A 24,738-nucleotide genomic window follows, 5' to 3' on the forward strand; every position below is an offset into this window, starting at 1 on the left:
TATTACCTTTGTTCGTTCATCCGCCTCACCCTCATGCTGCACTGCTAAGCTTGCGCACAACCTCCTGGCTGTACTTTCTCTTGGTCATGGTATAGAAGCTGAGCTGAAAGACAAAGTAAACTGCCACTACAAGCGTTGTATTCTTCATAAACTCCGGTAAAATATCCGATCCGCTCATCACATGCGTAATCAGATAGATAAATGAGTATCCGAAGATACTACCAAGCACCAGCGGTACAAAGAAAGTAATCAGCAGTTCGGCAGATACAACACTTCTAACCTCCTTTTCGCTGATTCCGATTTTATACAACTTTCTAAAAAAGACTATAGCATTGCCCATCTCCGTGTATTGCTTGAAATACAGCACCATCCCGCCGGCCGTAAAGAACAGAATGCCGATCAGCGAGGTTACGAACACAAACAGCGAATAGTTCTTTTTCAATTCTTTGTAAGCATCCAGCTTCGAAGCGACAGGGAACAGTGTCCCGCTTCCATCCAGGTCTCCTGCATCCAGCGTATGCTTAAGCTGCTGCAGAAACTTCTCTGTTCCTCTCCACGAAGCAAAATCCACTCCGTAATGTGTGCCGATTGCTCCAGAACCGACCTTAGACAGCATTTCTTTGTAATCATGGTCATTGACGATAATCCCCGAGCTGGACGGATACGTACTTGCTGTAGCGAACCAGCCGCCATGATAGGAAGCCTTCACTGTATAGCTGAACGCTTGACTGCCGTCACTCAGCACTAACGCTGTTCCTGGCTCTATACCATGCATCCCGGGCTCCCAGGCCGTAATAATGTTTACAGCTTCCCCAACTGGAACTTCTACGCTTTCCCCAGTCAACAGATTATACATTTGTTGCGAGATCACCGGCTTGCTATGCAGAACATCGTATTTGCTGCCCTCCCGGTTCATAGCGAGACTTAAAAAGGTGGTCGTCTCCATCGTCTTGAACGGTTCCGAAGACCCATTCAGCAGCTCTTGCAGCTGTTCTTTCCCTATAGCGTGAATACCGCCTACCGACACAAACTCAATATCGTAGGGATTCCTCTCGGCGATACTTCCCGACAGCTGAAGCAGTGAAAAGGGGGACGCTACCAGAAAGATGCTCATGCCGCTGAGAATGCTGAGAATGAACATGATCCGTTTGTTCTGGTTAAATTTATGATGAATCTCCGTGATAGGCAGAATATGATGGTAATAAAAGCTTTTGTTCTTTAAGAGGCCAATCAGTGTATTTCCCAAATGCGCGATCACCATGTATATCCCTGTAAAACACATAAGGATATAAGCAAGAATTAGGAAAGGGTTCGAATTGAGATTCTCCTGATTGGCAACAATGACGAGAAATATTGTGGACAAAAGAACCAGCAGGACTCCTGCGATTCCGAGCTTAACGGCATTACGGTTCATGGAATTATCAAGCATACGAGAATTCTTCATCAGGTCAGAAAGCTCCAGCCGGCTGAGCTTCACACTCGACAGTGTCTGCGACACGGCGAATATGCAGGTAAAGACCCCTACAGTTGTAATAAAGCTTGCCGGGCTCAGGGAATACGCAACCCCTTTCAGTTCAAGCAGGTCAATCGCCGAATTCTGAAACAGTCTGGAGAAGATCGTGCCGGTAATAATGCCTAGTAACAGTGAGAACAGGTTGATCATCAGATTTTCCAGTGCGGTGATTTTCTTCAGATCGTTCTTATGCATACCTAGTGACATGAGGATGGCAAACTCCTTGCTCCTGGCCTTGATGAATGAGGAATGGGCGTAATGGATGAAAAATACCGAGAACAACGTCAGCGCGGCCAAGCTCATTAGAAACACAATCCAGATCAAATCGTCTGCGGACTCCTTACGGATGCTTTCGTTAAAGAATAGCGCTGCATACAGGAAAAAAATCATAATCGCAAAAGCGCTGCAGATGAAATAAGAGAAGAAATTCCTGAAGTTCCGTTTAAAATTTTTGATCGCGATATCTCTAAACGTCATTTCGTTCCCCTCCGATAATTGCCAGGCAATCAAGAATCTGATCAAAGAACTCTTTGCGGACACCATTACTGACAATCTCCATGCAGATAGCTCCATCCTTGATGAAGATAATCTTTTGGCAGAAGCTCGCGGCGAAGGCATCATGGGTAACCATCAGAATGGTGCTGCTGCGTTCCCGGTTCATGGTCTCCATACATTTCATGACAGCGTTCGAAGACTTGGAATCGAGATTGCCTGTAGGCTCATCGGCGAAAATAATATCCGGATCATTGACGAGCGCCCGGCTGACCGCAACCCGCTGCTGCTGGCCTCCGGAGATGTTGTACGGGTACTTCCCGGCAATGCCGTCAATGCCGAACAGCCGCATAATTTCTTCGCTTTTTGCCTCCATATGCGCCTTATCCTGTTTGTCGAGGATCATCGGCAGCATGACATTTTCCTTCAAGGTGAGACTGTCCATTAAATTGAATTCCTGAAACACAAAGCCGAGATGATTGCGGCGAAACAGCGCCATTTCATTTTTATCAAAAGCAGTGATGTTCTTTCCGCCGATATATACCTCTCCGTGGCTTGGTTTGCCGATTCCACTGAGTATATTCAGCAGTGTCGTCTTGCCGCTGCCGGAAGGCCCCATAATGCCGATAAATTCCCCCGCTTCCATATTAAAACTGACGGAATCCAGCGCGACAGTAGCATTCTCCCCATTTTGAACACCATACACTTTCCTAACGCTTCTTACCTCCAAGACACTCATGCTGCGTTCCCCCCTTGACCGGAATAGACTCTGCCATTCATCTCAGTTGTTATCTCCATTGTATTGAAGCGTATAAGGGTTATCCATTCATTTGCGTTACGTTGTCTTTCATTTTTGAAAGGTAGGTAATCTTCACCTCAGTACCCCGCCCTACCTTTGACTCAATCTCCAGCGGATGTCCCAGCTTCCTGGCAATTTCAGAGCAGACGTATAGGCCGATGCCAGTCGCCTGATGCTGTGACCGCCCATTTTTACCGGTGAAGAACGGCTGAAAGACCCGCTGCAGATCTATCTTGTCTATACCGATGCCTTCATCACGGATGGAAAGCACCGTAAGCGCACCAGCCTGTTCAATATGGAAAACAATTGGCTTGGACCTTTCCTTGGCATCCGAATATTTAATGCTGTTAGAAATAATCTGCTCCAGCATAGCACTGTTCCATTTGCTGTCTGTCGTGACCATTATATTCTCGTACGGGCATTCCACCACAGGATATACGTTGTTGTAGATGTATTGATTGCGCTTGCTGTTAATGATACTTCTCAGCGACTCTAGCAGATTGATATTCTCCGGGTTATAATCACGGGTAAACTGCTCCAGCCGGAAGAACTTCAGCATCTGATTCAGCATAGAGAACATACGTTCTTTTTCTTCTTCAATGTGCTTTAGGGCTACCTCTTCACCGGTTCCGTTCAGCTTATGATTCTGCAGGATCAAATCTATGACTGACAAGGGCGTCTTCATATTATGTATCCATTGGGATAGAAAGGCATGCGTGTTCGCTGCCTGCGTCTGCACCTCGTGGAGTTGTTCCTGATAGGTATGATGAATGCGCTGGATTAATGTGATAATGGCCAACTGCTCGCAGGAGTAGCTTTTATCTTCAATATCAACATTCTCGGTCAGCATCATGATTTCTTTGCGGGTTGAGCTGTATTTAATAAACCGGAAGATCATAAATACGAGATAGAGATACAGATAAATGCTGAACATATACATAAGCTGGATGCTTCCGCTAATGTAATGCTTGCAGTAAAGGCTCACCATGAGGTGGCTGATAAAGTAGAACAAAGTAATCCCTAGATGATCCCGCATAAAATCCTTGAACAATCTAACGTTCATCAGACGAGCCTCCCATCGAAGAGGAATCGAAGATGTAGCCCACCCCTCGCTTCACCTTGATCACATCCTGGAACCCGAGGCTGAGCAGCTTGTTCTTGACCCTTGTTACATTGACGGTCAAAGTGTTGTCCACCACAAAGTGAACATCATCCCACAGCTCCTCCAGCAGTTCTTCGCGGGTAACAATCGTATCCCGTTTCTCCAGCAGCTTCTTCAGCAGCTTGTATTCGTTCTTGCTCAGCTCCTCCACTTTACCACTCCGGGAAATACTGAAATTGCGGTCATCCAAAAGAAAGGGCAGTGCAGCTTGCACCGCTTCCGGCTTATGCGCATACTCTCCATACCCTCTGCGCAGAATTGCCATGATCTTGGCGAGCAGCACCTGAACATTCAGCGGCTTTACGATATAATCATCCGCACCGAGCTCCATACAGAGCACCTGGCTGGCTTCTTCATCTCTGGCGGATATGATCAGGATCGGTACAGTTGTCTTCCTTCTGAAGACACGGCAATAATAAAACCCGTCGTAGTAAGGGAGATTTAGGTCGAGCAGCACCAGCTGCGGTGCCTCCTGCTCAAACAGAGCCTCTACGTGCAGAAAATCTTCAACTGCCACTACTTCATAACCATATTTACGCAAAATATCCGTAAGTAACGTCCGGATCCGGGTATCATCTTCAACAATCATGATCTTGAACAAAGCGCCACCTCTTTCATCTACCTATGTCATCAAAAAATCTCATATTTCCTTCGAAATAGATATGATAATATGCATCACCGTTGAAACAGCAATCTTGCTCTAGAGCCTTATGAGGTCTGGCTGAAGCTGAATCCGGATACTCCGACTGTGGAGTTATATCAAGGGATTGAATCTGCGAAGCTTAATTTGTCCAGCCACATAGCAAAGTGGCCTCCCAGGAGGCCACTTTTACACTGCTGTTCAAGAAAATAAACTAACGATTGATCATCCAATGTGTCTCTAGTAATCAAGGGAGATGTTGATTTGAGATGACAAAAAAATGGGGATGGGAATATGAGGTTTCTATCAGAACCGTACAACTATGGTTAATCTTGATATCTACTCCACTAATATAATGCTGCAAGAAATTTCTGATGTAGCACATTTAAGTGTTTCGGAGTGCAACCGTAGTTTCAAGAAAACAATTCACATGACCCCGTATGACTACTTGATTAAAAATCATGGAGTGAACACCGCTAAACCGCCAAATGTACTGCACCGTCTTTGTAAATATCTACTCTTTGCGCGCAGAGCAGCATGCCCAGCCCATTAGCTTGACCTTTTTCTCTTAAGTCCCTCTCTCTTCGTTCCCAGATTTCTCTGTCATGAATAATGTCATATAAATAGTAGCTCTCGGAATGAGCACCTTCCATCTCTTCCACAAAGATGAAGCTGCCTTGAAAAAGTGCCTTGAACCACTCAACCGCTTCCGTATGTGAGCTGAATACAGGGAGATCCTGTTCAAACCGCTCCGACAAATAACGTTGCTTCAGCCTGCCGATCCTTACATAATATTCATCAAGCGTTTGTGGAGTAATCATATCAAAGCCCCCTTATGCTTCACTAAAAACTTTTTCCAAAAATATCATGTTCTTCAGCGGAGGGATATGATATTCTTCATTCTCTGGCAACAACAATTACCGGCTGATTGTTCACGACTGTACATGACGGGTATTGAGATGTAGAGAATACACCACACCATTTATAATAGGGAGGCTATATCTTTGGAAAATACGGATTGGATCTCACTCGCGGCACTGGTACTCACGTCGCTGCTTATGCTCAGGGTAATCAGTCTCAATAAGCGAGTCAACGATTTGCAGTCACAGCTGGAACGGATCGACAGCCGGTCAGCGATGGATGGAGGTTTTATCAAGACGGGAATTGCTGCCCCGACGCCGCAATTTGTGCAGAATATGGATTTAATGCCGGATTTGGAGAACAGGCTGCGCCTGCTGCTGGCCGAAGGCAAGAAAATCCAAGCCATAAAAGTACTGCGTGAAGCGCGGGACTTATCCCTGAAGGATGCCAAAAATTATATTGATGATATGGAGCGGGGGAAATAAGGAAAGCTGTACCCGCTTGAATCAGAAACGGCTGCGCCCTCCTTAAAGGAATGGCGCAGCCGTTTCTTTGCGAGTATTGATAATCCTATATATCCTTACTCGTGAAGATACGCAACGAAATCAGATAAGAGCCAAATAGGATTATAATATAGGCCAGACCGCTGATAACCGGGATCAGAATGCTCTCGGTCTTGCCCGTGCTGACCCAGTTCGCCAGATCAGGTAACCATGTCATGAGCTTGGTCAAAGCGGCGAAATTAAGCATAATTAACATGATAAAAATAAAATTGACCACCTGAGTCCCTTTTTGGCCCAGCCAGTAATGCAGCGGCAGGTACACTGCGGCTAGCAATGGGAAGCTCGCAATGCACAGGGCAAGCTCTCTCCAGGCAATGGGCTCTGTGGCCCGCCCGGTAAGGAAGGCAATTCCATACAGCAGCAGGGTACAAACCAAACTGAGCAGGCAAGAAGGAATCAGCGCCAAATATTTGGCCATTACAATCTGCTGCCTCGGCATAGGGAGACTGATCAGGAATTTCTGATTGTGCTGCTGCACATCCAGTGTACAGGAATTGATCAGGAGCAGCATGGCCGGAAACAAGGCGAACATGGTGTAGCCATCAAAGTTGGTGTAGCCCATAATGATGTAGTACGGAACAAGCAGCAGCACGAACTTTTGCACCAGCACGAAGTCTTTACGGATTAGATACAGCGAGTTATACATGCACATCACATCCTTTTACAGTAAAATACATGATCTCCTCCAGCGTTGGCGTCTCGCAAATTGCATTGTCCTTGAAGAAGCGTTCCCCCTCTGCCCGGTTCCCGACCAGACCCTCGAAGCCAAGCGCACTTTCCCGAATCCCAAGGAACAAGCGGCGGACATCGCGGTCAAGCAGCTCCTTGCCGCCTTTGACCAGCAGATATTTCTCCGTCAGCGCTTCCTTCATCTCATTAAAGACCATCTTCCCGTCATTGATAAAGACGATATAATCGGCAATCCGGTCAAGATCTGTTGTGTTATGCGTGGAGAACAGAATCGACTTCTTCTCATCCTGAATATGTTCAGTGAGCAGATCCAGCATTTCTCTGCGGAACACAGGATCTAGACCCGATGTAGGTTCATCCATAATGAGTAAATCAGCTCCATGTGACAAGGCAATCGCCAGCGAGAATTTAATCTTCATTCCCTTGGACAAATCCTTAATCTTCTTGCCTGGCGGAAGCTTGAACAGCTCCTGGTATTTCAAGTATGTATTCTCATCCCAGCGGCTGTAGAAAGGAGCAATAATCTTCTTCATCTGCTTGACGGTAAGCTGCTCGTAGTAAATATTCTCATCCGACACATAACCGATTCTACTCTTGATGGCCGGTTGATGTTCCTGGTTATCAAGCCCGAATAGGCTGATCTCTCCCTGATCCGGATGAACCATGCCCATGATCATTTTAATCAGCGTTGTTTTGCCTGCTCCGTTCGGGCCGATCAGACCGGTAATATACCCTTCCTTCATCGCCAGTGAAATATCCTGCAGCGCAAAACGGTCATAACGCTTGTGCAGGTGACTCAGCTCTATACAGTTACTCATCCCTTCTCCTCCTCATATAGCAGTTTCAGCATGTCCACAATCTCGGTGTATTGGAGTCCAAGCGCCCTGCTCTCATCAATGACTTCCTTCAGCTTAAGCTCCATAATCCGCAGCCGCTGCTCCTTGATAAATTCCTGATCAGCCCCGGACACAAAGGAACCCTTGCCGACGATGGAATTGATCAGCCCTTCTCTCTCCAGTTCCTCGTATGCCCGCTTCGTCGTGATGACACTGATCTGCAGCTCTTTGGCCAGCAGGCGGATAGACGGCAGCGGTGTCCCGGATACCAATTCACCCTGTAGAATCAGTTGGCGGATCTGCCCCACAATTTGGGCGTATATCGGCTCACCCGAGGTACTCGAAATCAAAATGTTCATGTTGCTGCACCATCATCCTTTTGTAACAATGTAGTTAATGTATATATGTAATATATACATTATATATAGGCATGTCAATAATATCCTTTTATAGGATGCAAAACAGGCTGAACTCTCAATTGCTTGCGGGTTCAGCCTGAAGTGAATAGCCTCTTCTCATCATCTTCAACCAATAAATCCGGTTGTTCTTAAGAAATGGCACACGATGTCCAGCTGATACTGCACCCGTAAAGAGAAGTCCAGACTCCAACAGGTCTCAACGGTGACCGCTTTCGTACCGAGAATTTCCTGAACCGCCTTCCGCGAGGTTCCGTTTCGCTCACGCCGCCGGATATTGAAATGATAGGAGGACTGAGTTATGGACCGGTTCATTCGTTTAACGATTTGCTTGGCCACTCTAGCTGTACGGCTTCCTGGACTAATAATTAAAGTCTGGCCAACCCGTTTGGAATTTTTTTGTGAAAGTCCGTTCGCTTCATGCAGATCCAGATACCACGAAGGGCTATGGTGCTGCGCCAGCTGAAATAAGGCTCCTGCCAGTGAATGGCTGGCCTTCGATTTACCACGGTAAGGAAAGGTCCGGTTTAAATCCGGCTTGCCTCTGATCTTCTTACGATAAGCCTTTTTATTCACCAGAGGGACTATAATAAGTCTGCCTTTTAGGAGGATCAGCTCTCTGCGGGTGAACATTCCAGCCAGATTTTGCGCTGCACGGATGCTGGCCGGTTCATTCCCGTGTATTCCGGATACCACCATAAAGACCGGGCCGGGACGTGGGCTGCTAACGACATAATAGGGAGTTGAATAAGACGTATCTGGCGCAAGCATACTTTTCTCGACGAACACCGAATCTCACCTCCGGAGCGGTTCCGTAAAGGAATATCTATATATAAGTATTCGTACTGCTGCTTACGGTTTGGACACTCCGGGAAAAACATCGTCCATTAGCCTCAGCAGGCTCCCTGTTTAGACAGACAAAAAGCCCGGTTTCCCGGGCTCTGTTAGTCATACTTATATGCTATTGATACTGCGGCAGCCAGTCGCCGTGGGCAGCTATCAATTCATCACACATGTTCACAATATCATCCATCGACAGTTCTGCCCCCGTATGCGGATCTAGCAGGGCCGCATGATAGATATGCTCTTTTTTGCCGGTGATTGCCGCCTCGATGGTCAGCAACTGTGTGCCTATGTTCGTGCGGTTCAGAGCGGCACATTGCGGAGGCAGATCCCCCACAAAGGTAGGTGTAACCCCGCTGCTGTCCACGAGACACGGAACTTCGACACAGGCCTCCCGTGGCAAGTTGGTGATCAGCCCTGTATTCATCACGTTGCCGCCGATCTTGAACGGGACATTCGTCTCGATCGCTTCCAGAATATAAGAGGCATATTCATGTGAGCGTTCATGCTGAAGCTCGTGGTTACCGACGAGTTCCTCGCGCAGTTGCTGCCAGCGGCCAATCTGCTCCACACAGCGGCGCGGATATTCGTCGAGCGGAATCTGGAAGCGTTCGATCAGCTCCGGGTAGTTCCTTTTTATAAAATAAGGATGGTACTCCGCGTTATGCTCAGACGATTCTGTAATGTAGTAGCCGAACTTCAGCATCATTTCATAACGTACCATATCTGTGTGAGGCTCCAGCTGTTTCTCTGCCGCACGGCGCTTAATCTCCGGATAAAGATCCTTCCCGTCCTTCGTGACCTCCAGCAGCCAAGCCATGTGGTTGATTCCGGCGATTTTCGCCTGCACTCCCGTCTGGTCGATTCCAAGGTGGTCAAATAATCCGGGGATACACTGCTGCACACTATGACACAGTCCTACTGTCTGCACACCGCCATAGGTGTTCATTACATTCGTCAGAACAGCCATTGGATTGGTATAGTTCAGGAACAGTGCATCCGGGCAGACCTCGCGTATATCCGCAGCAAAATCCAGCATCACGGGGATGGTGCGCAGATTGCGGAAAATGCCGCCGATGCCCACCGTATCCGCAATCGTCTGCCGCAAACCGTATTTCTTCGGAATTTCAAAATCGGTTATGGTGCAGGGATCGTAACCTCCGACTTGAATCGCGTTAATGACATACTTGGCGCCGCGCAGCGCTTCTTTGCGGTCGGAGTAAGCGTTAACCCTGCATGTGCTGCCGCTGCTATTCTTAATGGAGTTAAGCATGTTCTCTGAGTCCTTTAGCCGCTGATGATCAATGTCGAACAAGGCAAGCTCGAAACCCTGCAGCGCCGCTGTCGCTATGCAGTCACCCAGAACGTTTTTGGCAAAAACAGTGCTTCCCGCACCGATAAATGTAATTTTAGACATGAACAATACGCCTCCCGTTGGTCGCGGTAAGAATGCCTGCCTTAAGCAAATAAGGAGTTTAAGCAAGGATGAATAGGGCAGATGATTGCAGTAACGACAGTCATTATCCGCTGTTTTTTGCTATATTCACTATAAAATAGAATGCCGGAAATGAGTATGGAGAAATACAAGTGAGATATGGATCTTTGTTGCATTTGGAATCATGATGTAGTAGCCTGAGATTAAATACAATATCAATATGACTCAGTCATTCATGTATGGGAGGCCCTTCAATGAATCTCGAACATTCGTACTTCACTGCCAGCTTTAATCTCGTACCAGAAGAGCAGGACATAGCCGTATTATTCAGTGGTGAAGGCAGACCCGTACCCGGACACAAGATCGGCCCCTCCGTGCATGATTACTTTTTGATCCATACCGTGCTGGATGGTGAGGGCTTCTTTCAAAGCGGGAATGTCTCGCGGCACTGCCGGACCGGAGACACGTTTGTTATTTATCCGGGGTCCCTATTCAGTTACCAGGCTGACAAGGACAGCCCCTGGCACTACGTATGGGTAGCCTTACAGGGTGAAGCTGTTACGGCACTGCTCTCCGATGCCGGGATTACCAAGGAACGTCCGTTGCTGCATTCCGGGAACCCCAGCGAGCTGCACAGCCTATACGAACATATTCGCTTGGCCTTCCAGCAATCCCCCTATCCCCGGCTGGAAAGCCTGGAGGCCTCCGGCTGGACCCGGCTGCTGCTCCACCAGTTCGGGCTGGCCAACCTCAGTGTCCTTCCAGCCCGTCCCAAAGAAATGCCCGAGGTCATTGACCGCCAGATCGACCAGGCGATCCGTTGGATCTCGCTGCAGTTCCACCAGCAGATCAGCATCGACCACATGGCGGCGACGTTGGGCTATCACCGGGTGCATCTGTCCAAGGCATTCAAACAGAAGACCGGTTTGTCTCCCAAGCAGTATCTGCTGAAGATGCGGATGGACAAAGCCAGGGAACTATTGGGGGGAACACTCACCATTGATCAGGTGGCCTCATCCGTCGGATTCAACGATGCCCTCTACTTCTCCAAGCAGTTCCGCAAATACACCGGCATGCCGCCGAGCGAGTATCGCGCCGTTCTCCGGGAAGGCTAGGGGTAATGCTGAACAACCCTGACGGAGTTCACCGGCAGGGTTGTTTTAAACCTATTAGTCACTATATATGTTCTTGCGTACCTTTAATCTAAAAGGCCCGTCTAAGCGCAGCTTTATTTCCTGTCCTTGTCAACATATTGTCCTGTCAATGGATCATAGTGAGGACGTTCTCCGGCGATCTTAAGCTCAATCCGTTGCACCGAATACAGCAGCTCCCCGAAACCGATAAAAAACACACCAATCAGGCAGGACCAGATGAACAGATAGATACCGGCAGATAATGTGCCCATGTTCATGGCTACAGGAATCGAAGCAATCAGTCCAAGAACAATTATACCGCCGCCTAAATATTTTAAATGTTCGCCTTTCATTGACTTCCTCCTATCTGCAGAACAGACTCATTATAGTTTGTTGAAATTCATCCCGATTACACCTGCGACAAGACTAACCAGCAAGTAGACAATGATCATCACAAGCAAAACTTTAAACAGGTTAACCGACCTTTTCATTGTTTGCTTCACCTCCTGTTAGCCCGCCTAATGGGTTTCTTATTTATCCGATGGAAGAAATGAAACCCTAAATTATTCCAAAGACTACTCGTGCTAATTGTAGTGTTTCAATACCTTCCCGTCAATGTTGCTCCTTGCAGCGTATTAGTTAATTGATGCAATTGGGGTGATGCGGTATACTGCTGTGTAGACTTTATACTAGTGCAGAAATGATTAAGGAGGTTGTCAAATTGAAGGAGATTCGAATGCAATCAAAAGACCGCGCCGTAAGCTTCAGACTCATTGAAGAGTCCGGAGAATTTATAGTGTTTGACATGTCATTGTCTGGCCCCGCGCGGGATAGAACAAGCTACAGCGGAACAAGTTTTGAAGCGGCCTGGAAAGCTGTCGAGGCTATAATAGGGGTAACGGCTATACCGGACGAGTTCAAACCATACGCATCAACATTGTAGTAACAAGCAGAATGCAAAATCTTTTATGACATGAACATATAAATTTTAAAGAAAGGGTCCCAGGATTGGGACCCTTATTTATGTAGTCGCTTGAATAACATCGTCAATCTTAATCCAATCATATTCATACTCAATCTGTAATTTGACCTGTCTCAGTTGCAGGTCCACCGACATGACAACGCCCCTGATCTTATGGTCTTGTTCTGGATCGAACAGCGTAATTGTGATCTGTTCGTTATAACGCTTGGAATAAGCAAGTACTTGATCTATCAGCTCCCATTCCTGAGCATCGAGCACGGGTTTGCTTCGCAGACACTGTTTTTCTTCATCCTGGATGATTCGGCGTTTGTGCTCCGGAGTCATCATCCGGCTGCAGTCAAATATGCTGTCAAATTTCTTCATGTTGTCTGACCTCCTCAGCCCCACAAATAAGAACACTTGTTTGTATTATAACCATCTATGAGAATTTAAAGCAACGGAAAAATCCGCCAGTTGAACACTGGCGGACTGAGAGCTAAACGCTATTAGATTGAATATTTCACCAATAAAGATATGCCCGATTCACCGCGACGACCAGGTTATGGGGACAATTACTTCAAATTCTCCACCGGCATGTTCATTAGGAAGTACTGAATAGCCAATTCTTTTTCAATCGTCTTCAATACATCGTCTGTCGTATTCTCGTACACAAACGTTTCCTGCTTTAAATACGTTAATACAATATTGCAGCTATGGTCAAAACTGGCCAGAGCTTTGCTGTCTTTCTCTTCCAAATCCAAGCGCATTCGGGTAACAAGAATTAAATATTCTTCAATCAAAGCCATCCGGTACGCATCTTTCAATACGTCAACTTGTCCCCAAGCATACACGCCCCCCTCTATTACTTCAGAAGAGTGCTCCACATACTCAAGACTTGAGTTCAATAACAGCAATTCGATCCGTTCAAGGATCTCCTGATAAATTCCTTTGATAACTTTCCTTGTATCCACAACCATTCACCTCTCCAACTCCATATTTCTGAGAAAATCAACCTGCCGTCCTAACCTGGAGGGTGCTTGGGTCTAGATTCACTGTAAACAGTTACTTAAAGAATAACCCCGTTTCAAGCCAATGTATATAATAATAATACAATATTGTAACCAATAAGTCTGTTAAATTGTTCTAATCCTGTTTAATGATAAGTAGAGATCATAATGCCACAGTTTCAAAGGAAGTGAAATGAATGAGAAAAATAGAAATCCAGTCGGCCTTGGAGCAAAGTATGAAGCAGCGTGTTCATCTTGTGAGCGGTGAAACTTTTACCGGCCTTTGTGAAATTGATCATCCTTCGGATTCCTTAAGCATTTCAACAAATAATGGTATCCATACGGTACCTTTTTGGACCATAAAACGTTTTGTTCACAGCAGAACATAGACAAACCAGCCTGGATTTTTTCAAAAAAATCAACCCGCCAACATACGGACTGGCGGGTTGATTAATGTACGCATTTCATACAATTTCAGCTAAATTTGAATCCCAAACTTATATCTATAATTTACCATCAAAATGCCATGAATACAAGAAAATTCAACTGTAGCCAAGCATATAGCACATAAAGGCCGGGAAATAACTTCACCTTGGAATCACAGCGTTCGATTCAGTATTGTCACGGCTTTGCCGCCGTAGCGGTAACAGTTTTATAATAGAGCTACTCTGCGCAGAGAGTAAACGTAGAAGGAGCTTCATATGGACCTCAAATCATCCATTTACCAGCATATTGTTACGGAAGGAACACATTATGAAGTCGGGCGCGCACTAGGGGCATTTTATAAACACGACACTGCTTTTATGTCCTTTATGTCCTCGCCGTTTATGGGCAGTCCGCCGCTCCATCCGGCTGCCGCTGATAAGGCAATGAATATGTTCGAGAAATATTGTCCCGGGGTCAATCAGGAAATCAAAGGTTTCGCCGATGAAACCGGTATCCGGGAAGAAGCGGTTGTCTTTTACTTCTCTTATTTCCAGTCAGCCGGCCATTGCAGCCAGGCAGCCTTGCGAACCGGTCCTACAGACAAAAGCCGTACATATCACATGCGGACGTATGATTTTGGCTGGGAGGATGCTCCCTATAATCAGCTTTTGCTGAGCACCACCCGTGTGACGGGCAAGCCTGCCCACATCGGATTTTCACTTCAGCTCTTCGGCCGGTATGACGGCATGAATGACGAAGGTCTCAGCGTGACCACGACCTCCGGCAGAATCCGGCCAGAAATGACAGGTGAGGGCTTTGTGTTCCCGGGAGTGGTTCGGGCCCTGCTCGATGGCTGCACAACAACCAAAGAAGCTGTTACCCTGCTGCGCAGCATGCCGATCTCCGATTACCGGAACTTTCTGGTGTCCGACAGGCACGGTTCAATGGCATTGATCGAAGCAGCTGGAGCCCATAAGGAAATTGAGGTTTATGATGCCAGCGCGGTAAGTCTTCCCCAGCTTATCGTTTCCACCAATCACTATACGCTGCCAGCCATGCAGCAACATAACCTACAGCTGATGCATAACTCGCAAGCGAGGCAAGAGGCGATGTACTCGACTCTCTGGAACACAGGAACGGACTACAATCCGCTGGATGCAATGAAACAACTGGCAGGTCAGCACCTGCCGGAAGGCGTCTGCTGCCATCACTACGATGAAGGCTTCGGGACGTTATGGTCAATCGTTTGTGACAATGCCTTACGGGAGGCGCATATATGCTTCGGTTCACCCATGAGTAACCCTTGGAGAAGCTTTGGGTTCAGTGATCCGCCGGGCATAAACGAATATACCGCTACTTTGCCTAACGAACAGTCCGACGCACAGTTTTGGAGCAATATACTTTAAGAACCTTTCATGTTGAAAAAGAGCGGCAACCGGCTGACCTGTTCATTCAGGGTCCGGTTGCCGCTCTATTCATGCTCTTTTCTCCGCTCACTGCATGGCTTTGTTTAGGATGGAATGCACAAAAGCTGTCTTGCCCTCCGTATAGGCTTCTCTGTCATTGCGGTATTGTTCTGCCAGGGCCAGCTTTACTTCCTCGTACGCCTGAACCGCAGCGGGATGACTCCGCAGATAGTCCCGGAAAGCGATATGCTCCAGATAACCTTTACCGTCCTTAGGACATACATAAAGATGATAATGCATCAAACCGTCATCCTTCTCGCACTCGAATACCTCTCTGCCCTCGATCCCGAGATTTCCAAGATGCACATAACCGAATTCCCGGAACCTCTCGATAATATCAGGCAGTGCCTCATAGCTCTCCATCACAACATCCAGGTCTATAATCGGCTTGGCCGCCAAACCTTCAATAGAGGTGCTGCCCACATGCTCGACAGCAATGACAAGATCTCCGAGGATCTCAAGCATCCGCTCTTTGATTCTGCTGAATTCGGCTTTCCAGGCGGGATTATAAGGAACCACTTCAATAGGAACAGGCCTTACAGCGATGTCCGTCACCTTCTTTGCTGGGTTAGTTATTTTAAAGTCAGCTTACTCTAAGCCTTCGCTCTTTGTAAATGATCCGGTACACACTCCAAAGTGGCTGCACGCCCCCGATTTCAGATGGCTGGGATAAAATGCAAACCAGTTTCTCATACTATCTGTTAACAGATGGAGGTGAAATCATGCCCAAAAATAGTGCCGATCCCAAACACGACCGTGCAAATAATAAAGCAGATAAGAAAAACAACCAGCAAAACCATGCACATCTTACTGAAGAACCCCAGATGTTGAACGCCAATAAGGCTGAAGATTATGTTCCCAGTTTGAATGGCGTCACCAAAAATGAAACTTAAGCTGTAAAATTGTACAGCAAACAGGCTGCTCCCCGTCGCTGAATGACGGGGAGCAGCCTATTCTTGTCTCCAAGTAAATAATTTAGTTTTCCATTCAGTTGACTTGTCCCGTGGCTGAATGATAGGCTTTTCTTCTAAGCCTTGTTAAGGAGAATGCCCGATGAAAAAAGCGACAATGAAGGATATTGCCCGCCAGGCAAACGTTTCAGTAGCCACGGTCAGCTATGTGCTGAACAATGTCAAGAACCAGACGATCCCTGACCCGACCCGGCAGAGTATATTGCAAATTGCCCGGGAACTGAACTATGTCCCCAATCTCGCAGCGCGTTCCCTGGTCAAACAGCGGACCGGACTGGTCGGCATTCTGATTAACCGGACATCTGCATTGCCCTATTGGAAACGCCAAAATTACATGTCGCTGGTGGAAAGTCTGGAAGCGATGCTAACAGAAGCCGGCTATCATACACTGCTTGTCCGTTTGAATCCCCATAACCCTGCGATGGATGTAATCCGTGAACGTAAACTGGATGCTGTCTTTGTGCTGGATGTTATGGATGAGATGTTCTACCGGATATCCGCCAATTTTGTGGAAGGCGTGCCGCTGATTCTGATCGACAGCATCATTGATGACCGTCTATTTAATCAGGTTAATTATAACTATCCGCAAGCGCTGCAGGCCGCTGTATCCTCCTCCGCAGCTCCCTCCTGTCTGGTCATGGAGAGCTATTATAACAAGGCGTTATCGGAGTGGGTCATTGCTGAATCCGCCTTGCCGCAGGAACATATTCATATCGTTAACAATTCGCAAGAGGCACAAAGTGAACTCATGAGCTTTTTGGCCCTTAACCGGGATAAGCACGTCATCGTCATCAATGAATTTTTGGCAAAAGCTGTTGAAAAAACTGCCTTGGCCTCTTCTGTTACAGCGATTTGCACCTGCGGGGTACCGGAAATCCTGCTGGACAGCACGACAATCATACAGTTTCAGAACGATAGAGCACTGACCGCCTATGAATTAATGACATCTGTTTTCCGCGAACAGTACGATACCAGCCTGACAGGCAGCAATCAATTTTTGGTTGAAGTTCTCCAATAAATTCTCTATAATAACTTAAACGTTTAAGTTAAGTAATTACGAGGAGGTTTTATTGATGAATATTCCCAGCGCTGAGATGGTGAATGCCCCACCTGTGCCCCAAGTGAACTATCCGGTTTTACGCAAAAACAAAGTTTTCCTGCTGTTGTTCACAGCCAGTACGCTTACGATACTGGGAAATGCCTTTCACAGTCTCGCTCTTAGTCTATGGGTACTGCAAGAGACTGGCAGTGCTAAAATGATGAGCATCATGACTGTCAGCAACCTTGTCATCTGTTCAATGCTAGGCAGCATAGCGGGTACACTCGCCGATCGCGTCAACCGCAGAACGCTGATTGTATGTGCCTATCTGGTACAGAGCATCACCGTACTGGGAATCGCTTACGCCCTTACCAGCCCTAATCTCTCCTTCGTCCTGATTGTTTGTCTTACCGGAATTGTAACCTCTGCCGGACAATTTCAGTCTCCTGCCTTCCAGGCTTCCCTGCTGACTGTCGTCGGCAAAGAGCATATCCAGCAGGCAGCAGGCTGGATGACCTTGTCAGAGAACATCTCCCGTACTGTTGGTTACGCTCTCGGCGGAATCTTTGTCGCTGCCTTCGGTGGCGCTTGGGCAATCTTTGTAGATGGGATGACCTTTCTGTTGGCCTTCGTGCTGGTGCTAGCCTCAGGCTCATTCACTGGTGTTAAAGCCGTACGTGGATCAAAAAAAACGTTCAAGCAAGATATTTTCAGCGGTTTCCGTTATATTTGGAGTAATCCATTTGCTAGAGCTGTTACCTTACTGCTTCCCGTACTCACACTATTTTTCCTCTCCTGCCTCATGCTGACACAAGTCATGGCCGTGCAGGTATGGAAGGCAAGTCCGTTTCAGTTCGGTCTGATGGAGAGCTGCATCCCGCTCGGGTACATGCTTGGATCGGGCTTGATATTGACTGCCGGGAACAGGATCAGGCACCGTGGTCTGCTGGTCGCTGTCAGTCTCCTGCTGTTGGGTCCGCTGTACGCCCTGCTGTCGGTTACTACCTCAATGATGCTGGCCATCCCGCTCATTCTGCTAATCGGCTTCACCTTCTCGTTCAGCACTTTACTGATTAATATCATCCTGAGACTCGAGGTTCCTGAGGACCTGCAAGGGCGGATGTTCGGTGTACTGGGGTCCTTAATGAGTGTGGGGCCCCCGTTGGGACTTGCTGTCTTTTCTGCGTCCGCCGACCATTTTGGAGCCTCTGGAACGATGCTTGCTGCCGGTCTTATCCTTTTTCTGTTTGGCACCGGAGCTGCAGTCGGACTTAAAGTAATTCGTGAATATAAATAAGAACAGGAGTGAAGTTCATTGGGCCAGACTGAATTGATTATGAAGTATTTGCGTGAGAATCCGCTGAAAAATGTAACCCCGTTAAAGATGATGACCGCTTATCATCAAGTTATTGACAGCTATCTGGTCCACCAGCAGGAACACTGGGGCATTCTGTTGCTTCTGCCTGCGGACGCTTATTCCTTTGATCAAAGGATATACCCAAATGCCGAGAAAATAGTGCTGATGGATTACAGCAGCCCTGAGGTGCTGCCCGAGCTGCTAAAGCGATTACCCGGAGAAATCAATCTGGTATTCAAAATTCAGGAGCAGACACGGATTTCAATTGCCGGTCAATTTCCGCTGCACAAAGTACGATGCTTTTATTCCTATAGTTCTACAGCAGGACAACGTTTCGCTCCGGACGCCGAAGCCGTGCTGAACGAACAGATGGATGACCGGCTGCTTCCATTATGGCGGGCGAATGATTACAGCAAGGAAGAAATTGAGCATTATTTTGCAGACGGCGCTTTTTCCATTTCCATATTCCGGGGAGACGCGCCACTCAGCACCTGCCTCGTCTTCCGCAACGAGGAACAAATCTGGGAAATCGGGGCCGTGCGTACGGCCGAAGCCGGCAGAAGAAGCGGACTTGCACAGCGGGTCGTCCGCACTGCGGTATTCCATACGCTGCAGAGAGGTTATATTCCAAGATACCAGGTGGAGGATACTAATATCGCCTCCATTCGTCTGGCCGAATCCGTAGGCCTCACGCTAGCGGTGAAGCTGGAGCATTGGCTAAATTATATAGAGCAGCCGAAATGATCAAAAATCTCTCACCGTAATATTCTGGAAATTGTTATATAATGCAAGGAGCAGCAATAACAATTTGTTATATGAAGGAGTTCGTTCATGAGCTATCAACCGTTTGGGCATCAGGAGTATTATACGCCGCCACGCCCGCCGGCACAGACAAACGGCAAATCCATTGCCTCATTGGTGCTTGGGATTCTGTCCATTGTGGCACCTTATATCGGGCTGGTGTTCGGGATTATTGCGATTATACTTTCCGCGATTTCCCTGAAAGAGATTCGTACCCGTTATGAAGAGGGTAGAGGTCTTGCCATCGCCGGTCTCGTCTGCGGGATTGTCGGGACGATTATTTACACCATACTTATTCTGCTTTTTATATTGTTTATTTTTGCTTTCAATGAAATGGACACGGTTAACACTTTTTACGGCACCAGCAACATCTGATAGGCTATAAGAAATGCAGGATTTTCGAGTAAATGGACAAAAAAGGAAGCTGAACCGGTTTCGATAATCGGCGTCAGCTTCCTTTTTTATTGCGGCGGGCTGCCTTTGGTCAGAAGAATGTTGATGTTCTGCTGCTGGCGGTATTCAGTCGGAGTCAGTTGGAACTTTTTGCGGAACATCTGAGTGAAATGGCGCATGTCCTGATACCCCACACGTTCTGCGATTTCAGCCAGCTTCAGCTTGGGGTTCAACAGCAGCAGCTTTGCTTGCTCCAGCCGCAGTGAGGTGACGTATTCTTTGTACCCCTGCCCTGTCTTTTGCTTGAACAACTGGCTGAAGTACGCCGGGTTCAGGAACACGACAGAGGCCATCTTCTCCAGCGATAGATCCTCGTTGTAATGCTCCCTGATAAAATGCAGTGCGACGTCAATGGCCTTCTCTCCGCTTCCCTTCAGCGGTTCCGCCTCAAACGCTTGTGAAGCGGATGCTTCCCTCATCCGTTTCACGACCTGCGGCACGGTATTGAAATCGTAACTCAAGCCGGAATGCAGGATTTGAAAAGGCATCTTCAGATAATGGTTGAGATGGGCACGGAGCTCCTCCTGAAACGGTTCAATCCGCTCGTTCTCCCTCAAGGTAACCAGGCCGAGTAAACTCTGCCGGTCGAAATTAACGACAAAACCGTTCCCATGCAGCTCGATCAGCTCGGAAAGTACATTCTCCACGATAAAATGCTCCAGGCGCGCGCTTTTTTCCCCCGGGTCCAGCTGTACCATCACCAAGTAAAAGTTGTGATAATCTTCGATGAACGGACCAATATCCAAATTGCCGATATCAAGGCCAGAGGCGAGCCGCTGGAATACACCTTCACGCAGAAATCTGAGGCTTGCCTTCAGCCTTTCCCCCTGCCGTGAAATGTCGTTGTCCTTCTGGATCTCCAGCGTCAGATTATTGATGATCTCCTCCAGCTTGTTTTTGCCGATCGGCTTGAGCAGATAATCCCTCGCTCCAAGACGGATCGCCTCCTGTGCGTAGGAGAACTCACTATGAGCGGAGATCACGATCCATTTCACATAGGGATATCTGCGTTTGGAAATTTTCATAAACTCAAGGCCATTCATACCCGGCATTAGGATGTCAGTCAACACGATGTGGATACGCTGTTCTTCCAGCACCTTGACGGCTTCCTCGGCCCTTGTAGCCACAAAAACCTGATACTCCGGGTACAGATGCTTAATCGTGCGTTTGATGCCTTCGCGGATAACCCGTTCATCATCGGCTATGAGAATGTTCACTTGTATGTGTCTCCCTCCACTCTAATCGGAAGCATGATGGCAACCTGTGTCCCTTCTCCGGGTAAACTTTGAATCTGCAGACCGTAACCATCCCCGAACATATACTGCAGCCTGCGGTGGAGATTCTGCAAGCCGATGCCGCCTTTGCCGCCTTCTTTCGGACTGTCGCCGTTTAGCGAATCCTGCAGCCGCTCCAGCTGTTCCGCATTCATGCCATTACCGTTATCTTCAACGAATAATTTCAGAACATTCCCTTCTTCACGGGTGTATACCTTCAGGATGCCCTGACGGTTGAGCGATTCCAATCCATGCTTGACAGCATTCTCGATCACCGGCTGCACCGTCATCTTCGGAACGCGGATGTTCAGCCAGCGCTCATCGACTTCGGCGACAATATGCAGCCTGCCTTCAAGACGGATGGAAATGATCTTTAGATAATGGCCGATCTGCTCCATCTCTTCCTCAAGGGTAACTTCCGCGCCGTCTTCCCACTGGCTGCTGTAACGGAACATGGATGATAACGAGAGTACAAGCTCGCCCAGCTGCTCATTCCCTTCCTCATCAAGCATCCAGTAAATCATATCCAGGGTGTTGTAGAGAAAATGCGGGTTCACCTGGGACTGCAGCGCATGCAGCTCGGCGTTCTTCTCACTGACGGAAGAGAGCTTGACCCGTTCGATCAATTCCTCAATCCGCCGGACCATCCGGTTGAAAGAAGCGACGAGAATATTGATTTCCTGATAGGAAGACACATTAACCACGCCCCGGAAGTTTCCGATTTCCACCTGCTTCATCTCCCGGATCACTTTCTTGAGCGGTGAGGATATGGTCTGCGACACAATGGAAGCAATCAGGGTGGATACGAAAATCAAAATGGAAATTACAATCAGCAGGTATCGCTTCATTTCGTTCAATTCCACATTGAGATCTTCGTCCGGCGTGATACTCATTACCCACCAGCCGGAGAAAGACAGCTTGGAGGCCACTATTAAGCGGTCGCTTTCCTGCTGCACAATGACATCCTTATCCCCCTGCAGGGACGGCAAGTTCTCCACGACTGGTGACGGGTCCGTAGCCGAGGATACAAAACGCCCATCCTGAGACATCAGATAAACCTGGCTGTGCGCTCCCAGCTTCAGATTATCCAGCGCATCAAGAACAGGCTGCGGGTTCGTTTCGTACAGAACGATGCCTATCGGTTTGTGTTCATTGAGATCATAAATTTGCCGCCCGAAAGCGAATACAGGACTGTCCTCGACCTCATCAATGAGCGAATGTTCGTACACGCCGAGCCAGACCATTTTCCCCGTAGAAGCCTTAAGTTCATGGTACCAGTCCTCGGTGTGATACTCCGGATCTACCACGTTCATGTAGTTGCCGTAATTATAAATTTTGCCTTTGTCCATGATGACATGGATGCCTACCAGATCATCCCGCGAATAAAAAATCGAGCCAATGATATTCGTGATGGTCTGTTCATTGATAAAAGCCACTGCCGGTTCATCGGTTGTTTCATTGAGCAGGCGAACCATCTCAAAGTTATTGCTGAGTGATTTGGATAGGGAATCATACCCCTTATAGAGCAGGGTAAATAGCCCGGCCGTTTGAGCAACGTTCTTCTGCGACAGATCACTGATCTTTTCATGCAGCTGAACAGTAGTCCGGTTATAGTACAGCAGGCTGACAATCAGCAGAATACTGGACATGCAAAAAAGAAACAGCAGAAACAACCGATGGTGGATGGAATGAAAGCCATTTCGCATAGGACTCTCCTCCTTTCAACATCCTGTGTCTGCCGTTCCCTATTATAAATCCAATGCAAATTTAATTGCAACGCCCATTAACCCTTAACGGCTCCTGCCACCATGCCTTTTGTAATCCGGTTGGACAGGAAGAAGTAGATCAGGATGACCGGCAGCGCGCCCATGACGAGGAATGCGCCGATATTTCCATAGTTGACTGAATACTGGCTGACAAAAGTGTAGACCCCGAATGGCAAGGTCTTCAGTTTCTCGGAAGAAATAAAGGTTGCCGCCAGAATATATTCGTTCCAAATGTTGATGAAGGTCAGGATACACACCGTCATTACCGGCGGAATCGAAACCGGAAGAATAATGCTGCGGAAGATGCGGTATACACTGGCTCCATCGATAAATGCAGATTCCTCAATTTCATGCGGAATGTCTCTCATGAACCCGGAGAGGATAAATACGGCAATTGGTGTGGAGAATGCAATGTAAGGCAGAATCAGTGATAAATGTGTGTTCAGGATATGCATATTTTTGAAAATGATCATCAGCGGCAGCAGAGTCGCCTGCATAGGGATCATCATTCCCATCAGAAAGACCATCATTACAATGTTTCCATATTTCCAGCGGAACCGTGAAATCGCATAGGCAACCATGGAGGCCAGCACAATGACGAAAATCATCGTAACAGCCGTAACAAACACACTGTTGGATAAGTATTTCAGATAACTTCCTGAAGTATAGGCTTCGCTGTAGTTATGCCATTGAAACGATTTAGGGAGGGAAAAGAAGCTGCCATCCATAATTTCTTCGTTGGTCTTCAGGGAATACAGCAACAGCCATAACAAGGGATACAGCTGGGTCACTACAGGAATAGCGAAAAGAAGATACACGATTCCTTTTTTGAATTTTCGCATGATCGCGCACTCCTTTTCTAATTGAATTTCCGCTCGATTTTATTGAATACGGTATTGATGAATCCGGTAAAGACCAGACAGACCACAACCAGGAAGGTGGCAATCGCACTGCCGTATCCATACTTGAAGGACATAAAGGAACTGTTATACATATGGGTAGAGATTACATCGGTAGCATGTGCCGGGCCCCCCGCTGTCATGACCATGACCAGATCGAAGGCCTGCAGTGAACCAATAAACGCCAGTACAATTGATATTTTAAAGATCGGAACGATCAGCGGCAGGGTGATGTAGCGGTCCGCCTTAAATCCATCTGCTCCGTCAATTTTAGCCGCTTCATAAAGCTCATCCGGAATATTGGACACCCCGGTATACTGAATCAGCAGATGGTAGCCGAAGAACTGCCAAAGCGATACGAAATAGAGTGCGAACATGGCAATCTTAGGTTCAGTGAGCCAGTTATGTGTCCAGCTGTCCAGTCCCAGGGAGATCAGAACCCCGTTCAGCATCCCTCCTGCGGAAGCCGGATTGTAGACCGTTTTCCACAATTGGCCGATAATGACGACGGAGAGGATAACCGGTGTGAAATAGATCGAAACCAGAGTATTAGCTCTTTTCAAATAACGGTTAAGTAGAATAGCCATAAACAGGCACAGTGGAATTTCCAGCATGGAAGCCACCGCATACAGCAGTGTTCTTCTTACTGATGGCCAAAAGACAGGATCATTAAAAAACATATCTTTGAAATTGCCGAAACCGATAAACTCTGCAGAAGTGAGACCGTCCCACTTCAATAAGCCTGTATACAATGAAACCAGTATGGGAACAAACACAAGGCACACATACAAGAGCAGACCTGGCAATACGAAGACGGCTATTGTTCGTCCTGGCACCTTTAGTACTTTCATCTTTCCCGCCTCCTAAACAAGCAGATTCTTTTTCTATGTCCATCATAGATCGATGCGAAGAAGCTCTGGTAAGCTCGCTTCGCA

General features: G+C 47.4%; 28 protein-coding genes and 1 pseudogene. 11 read left to right on the plus strand and 18 right to left on the minus strand.

Annotation, left to right across the window (positions count from 1 at the left end):
* Positions 1-31: 31 nt before the first annotated feature.
* The 4 genes from MHI45_RS02190 to MHI45_RS02205 all read right to left on the minus strand — a co-directional run bounded on the left by MHI45_RS02190 (position 32) and on the right by MHI45_RS02205 (position 4,567).
* Complete coding sequence (locus MHI45_RS02190) at positions 32-1,990, minus strand: FtsX-like permease family protein (RefSeq protein WP_076111102.1); 1,959 nt, start codon at positions 1,988-1,990, stop codon at positions 32-34.
* Positions 1,980-2,744 carry an ABC transporter ATP-binding protein gene (locus MHI45_RS02195; RefSeq protein WP_076111103.1) on the minus strand — a complete coding sequence of 255 codons (765 nt, stop codon included), beginning with the start codon at positions 2,742-2,744 and terminating at the stop codon, positions 1,980-1,982. The genes MHI45_RS02190 and MHI45_RS02195 overlap by 11 nt, the downstream gene beginning before the upstream one ends.
* A gap of 79 nt (positions 2,745-2,823) precedes the next feature.
* On the minus strand, positions 2,824-3,867 hold the full coding sequence (locus tag MHI45_RS02200) for a sensor histidine kinase (protein WP_083675669.1): 1,044 nt from the start codon (positions 3,865-3,867) through the stop codon (positions 2,824-2,826).
* A complete protein-coding gene (locus MHI45_RS02205; RefSeq protein WP_076111105.1) occupies positions 3,857-4,567 on the minus strand; it encodes a response regulator transcription factor in 711 nt (236 codons plus the stop codon). The genes MHI45_RS02200 and MHI45_RS02205 overlap by 11 nt, the downstream gene beginning before the upstream one ends.
* 302 nt (positions 4,568-4,869) lie before the next feature.
* Here MHI45_RS02205 and MHI45_RS02210 point away from each other — a divergent pair.
* Positions 4,870-5,063, plus strand: a pseudogene (locus MHI45_RS02210) (AraC family transcriptional regulator); the annotation flags it as partial.
* A 19-nt stretch (positions 5,064-5,082) separates the two neighbouring features.
* Here MHI45_RS02210 and MHI45_RS02215 read toward each other — a convergent pair.
* Entirely contained in the window at positions 5,083-5,427 is a 345-nt protein-coding gene (locus MHI45_RS02215) for a hypothetical protein (RefSeq protein ID WP_076111106.1), read from the minus strand.
* A 183-nt stretch (positions 5,428-5,610) separates the two neighbouring features.
* Here MHI45_RS02215 and MHI45_RS02220 point away from each other — a divergent pair, with 183 nt between their 5' ends.
* Complete coding sequence (locus MHI45_RS02220) at positions 5,611-5,952, plus strand: ribosomal protein L7/L12 (RefSeq protein WP_076111107.1); 342 nt, start codon at positions 5,611-5,613, stop codon at positions 5,950-5,952.
* An 85-nt stretch (positions 5,953-6,037) separates the two neighbouring features.
* Here MHI45_RS02220 and MHI45_RS02225 read toward each other — a convergent pair whose 3' ends face one another.
* From MHI45_RS02225 to MHI45_RS02245, 5 genes are all read right to left on the minus strand, one after another.
* On the minus strand, positions 6,038-6,676 hold the full coding sequence (locus tag MHI45_RS02225; RefSeq protein WP_076111108.1) for an ABC-2 transporter permease: 639 nt from the start codon (positions 6,674-6,676) through the stop codon (positions 6,038-6,040).
* Positions 6,669-7,538, minus strand: a complete 870-nt coding sequence (locus MHI45_RS02230; protein WP_076111109.1) for an ABC transporter ATP-binding protein — start codon at positions 7,536-7,538, stop codon at positions 6,669-6,671. Before MHI45_RS02230 ends, MHI45_RS02225 begins: the two co-directional genes overlap by 8 nt.
* Positions 7,535-7,915, minus strand: coding sequence for a GntR family transcriptional regulator (locus MHI45_RS02235; protein WP_038592576.1), 381 nt, complete (start codon positions 7,913-7,915; stop codon positions 7,535-7,537). Before MHI45_RS02235 ends, MHI45_RS02230 begins: the two co-directional genes overlap by 4 nt.
* 165 nt (positions 7,916-8,080) lie before the next feature.
* Positions 8,081-8,761 (minus strand): succinylglutamate desuccinylase/aspartoacylase family protein, encoded by a 681-nt coding sequence (locus MHI45_RS02240; RefSeq protein ID WP_076111110.1) that lies wholly within the window; start codon positions 8,759-8,761, stop codon positions 8,081-8,083.
* A 172-nt stretch (positions 8,762-8,933) separates the two neighbouring features.
* Positions 8,934-10,232 (minus strand): alpha-glucosidase/alpha-galactosidase, encoded by a 1,299-nt coding sequence (locus tag MHI45_RS02245; protein WP_076111111.1) that lies wholly within the window; start codon positions 10,230-10,232, stop codon positions 8,934-8,936.
* A gap of 272 nt (positions 10,233-10,504) precedes the next feature.
* Between MHI45_RS02245 and MHI45_RS02250 the strand changes: the two genes are divergently transcribed.
* Entirely contained in the window at positions 10,505-11,365 is an 861-nt protein-coding gene (locus MHI45_RS02250; RefSeq protein WP_083675671.1) for an AraC family transcriptional regulator, read from the plus strand.
* A 113-nt stretch (positions 11,366-11,478) separates the two neighbouring features.
* Here the strand turns inward: MHI45_RS02250 and MHI45_RS02255 are convergent, their stop codons facing one another.
* On the minus strand, positions 11,479-11,736 hold the full coding sequence (locus tag MHI45_RS02255) for a hypothetical protein (protein WP_076111113.1): 258 nt from the start codon (positions 11,734-11,736) through the stop codon (positions 11,479-11,481).
* A 368-nt stretch (positions 11,737-12,104) separates the two neighbouring features.
* On the opposite strand from MHI45_RS02255, the gene MHI45_RS02260 reads away from it, so the two are divergent.
* On the plus strand, positions 12,105-12,326 hold the full coding sequence (locus MHI45_RS02260) for a hypothetical protein (RefSeq protein ID WP_076111114.1): 222 nt from the start codon (positions 12,105-12,107) through the stop codon (positions 12,324-12,326).
* A gap of 78 nt (positions 12,327-12,404) precedes the next feature.
* Here MHI45_RS02260 and MHI45_RS02265 read toward each other — a convergent pair whose 3' ends face one another.
* Both MHI45_RS02265 and MHI45_RS02270 read right to left on the minus strand, forming a co-directional pair.
* A complete protein-coding gene (locus MHI45_RS02265) occupies positions 12,405-12,728 on the minus strand; it encodes a YolD-like family protein (protein ID WP_076111115.1) in 324 nt (107 codons plus the stop codon).
* Positions 12,729-12,916: 188 nt separating this feature from the next.
* Positions 12,917-13,315, minus strand: a complete 399-nt coding sequence (locus MHI45_RS02270; protein ID WP_144024334.1) for a hypothetical protein — start codon at positions 13,313-13,315, stop codon at positions 12,917-12,919.
* Positions 13,316-13,548: 233 nt separating this feature from the next.
* Here MHI45_RS02270 and MHI45_RS02275 point away from each other — a divergent pair, with 233 nt between their 5' ends.
* The gene (locus tag MHI45_RS02275; RefSeq protein ID WP_076111117.1) at positions 13,549-13,740 is read left to right on the plus strand and encodes a hypothetical protein; all 192 of its coding nucleotides are present in this window, start codon (positions 13,549-13,551) and stop codon (positions 13,738-13,740) included.
* Between the two features lie 312 nt (positions 13,741-14,052).
* Entirely contained in the window at positions 14,053-15,183 is a 1,131-nt protein-coding gene (locus MHI45_RS02280; protein WP_076111118.1) for a C45 family autoproteolytic acyltransferase/hydolase, read from the plus strand.
* Positions 15,184-15,270: 87 nt separating this feature from the next.
* Here the strand turns inward: MHI45_RS02280 and MHI45_RS02285 are convergent, their stop codons facing one another.
* Positions 15,271-15,798, minus strand: a complete 528-nt coding sequence (locus MHI45_RS02285) for a GrpB family protein (RefSeq protein WP_144024335.1) — start codon at positions 15,796-15,798, stop codon at positions 15,271-15,273.
* A gap of 167 nt (positions 15,799-15,965) precedes the next feature.
* On the opposite strand from MHI45_RS02285, the gene MHI45_RS02290 reads away from it, so the two are divergent.
* From MHI45_RS02290 to MHI45_RS02310, 5 genes are all read left to right on the plus strand, one after another.
* On the plus strand, positions 15,966-16,136 hold the full coding sequence (locus MHI45_RS02290; protein ID WP_179091754.1) for a hypothetical protein: 171 nt from the start codon (positions 15,966-15,968) through the stop codon (positions 16,134-16,136).
* Positions 16,137-16,296: 160 nt separating this feature from the next.
* Positions 16,297-17,232 carry a LacI family DNA-binding transcriptional regulator gene (locus MHI45_RS02295; RefSeq protein WP_076111119.1) on the plus strand — a complete coding sequence of 312 codons (936 nt, stop codon included), beginning with the start codon at positions 16,297-16,299 and terminating at the stop codon, positions 17,230-17,232.
* Between the two features lie 55 nt (positions 17,233-17,287).
* Positions 17,288-18,550: an MFS transporter gene (locus tag MHI45_RS02300; RefSeq protein ID WP_256718119.1), complete on the plus strand. Its 1,263-nt coding sequence runs from the start codon at positions 17,288-17,290 to the stop codon at positions 18,548-18,550.
* Between the two features lie 18 nt (positions 18,551-18,568).
* Complete coding sequence (locus tag MHI45_RS02305) at positions 18,569-19,354, plus strand: GNAT family N-acetyltransferase (RefSeq protein ID WP_076111120.1); 786 nt, start codon at positions 18,569-18,571, stop codon at positions 19,352-19,354.
* Positions 19,355-19,441: 87 nt separating this feature from the next.
* The gene (locus tag MHI45_RS02310) at positions 19,442-19,786 is read left to right on the plus strand and encodes a DUF4190 domain-containing protein (protein ID WP_076111121.1); all 345 of its coding nucleotides are present in this window, start codon (positions 19,442-19,444) and stop codon (positions 19,784-19,786) included.
* An 86-nt stretch (positions 19,787-19,872) separates the two neighbouring features.
* Here the strand turns inward: MHI45_RS02310 and MHI45_RS02315 are convergent, their stop codons facing one another.
* From MHI45_RS02315 to MHI45_RS02330, 4 genes are all read right to left on the minus strand, one after another.
* Entirely contained in the window at positions 19,873-21,081 is a 1,209-nt protein-coding gene (locus tag MHI45_RS02315) for a response regulator (protein WP_076111122.1), read from the minus strand.
* Positions 21,078-22,844: a cache domain-containing sensor histidine kinase gene (locus MHI45_RS02320; protein WP_038592604.1), complete on the minus strand. Its 1,767-nt coding sequence runs from the start codon at positions 22,842-22,844 to the stop codon at positions 21,078-21,080. Before MHI45_RS02320 ends, MHI45_RS02315 begins: the two co-directional genes overlap by 4 nt.
* A 77-nt stretch (positions 22,845-22,921) precedes the next feature.
* Complete coding sequence (locus MHI45_RS02325) at positions 22,922-23,746, minus strand: carbohydrate ABC transporter permease (protein WP_076111123.1); 825 nt, start codon at positions 23,744-23,746, stop codon at positions 22,922-22,924.
* Positions 23,747-23,763: 17 nt separating this feature from the next.
* Positions 23,764-24,654, minus strand: coding sequence for a carbohydrate ABC transporter permease (locus tag MHI45_RS02330; RefSeq protein ID WP_038592609.1), 891 nt, complete (start codon positions 24,652-24,654; stop codon positions 23,764-23,766).
* Positions 24,655-24,738 lie beyond the last annotated feature (84 nt).

Source organism: Paenibacillus sp. FSL H3-0321 (assembly GCF_038002865.1).
Classification (GTDB): Bacteria; Bacillota; Bacilli; order Paenibacillales; family Paenibacillaceae; genus Paenibacillus_AQ.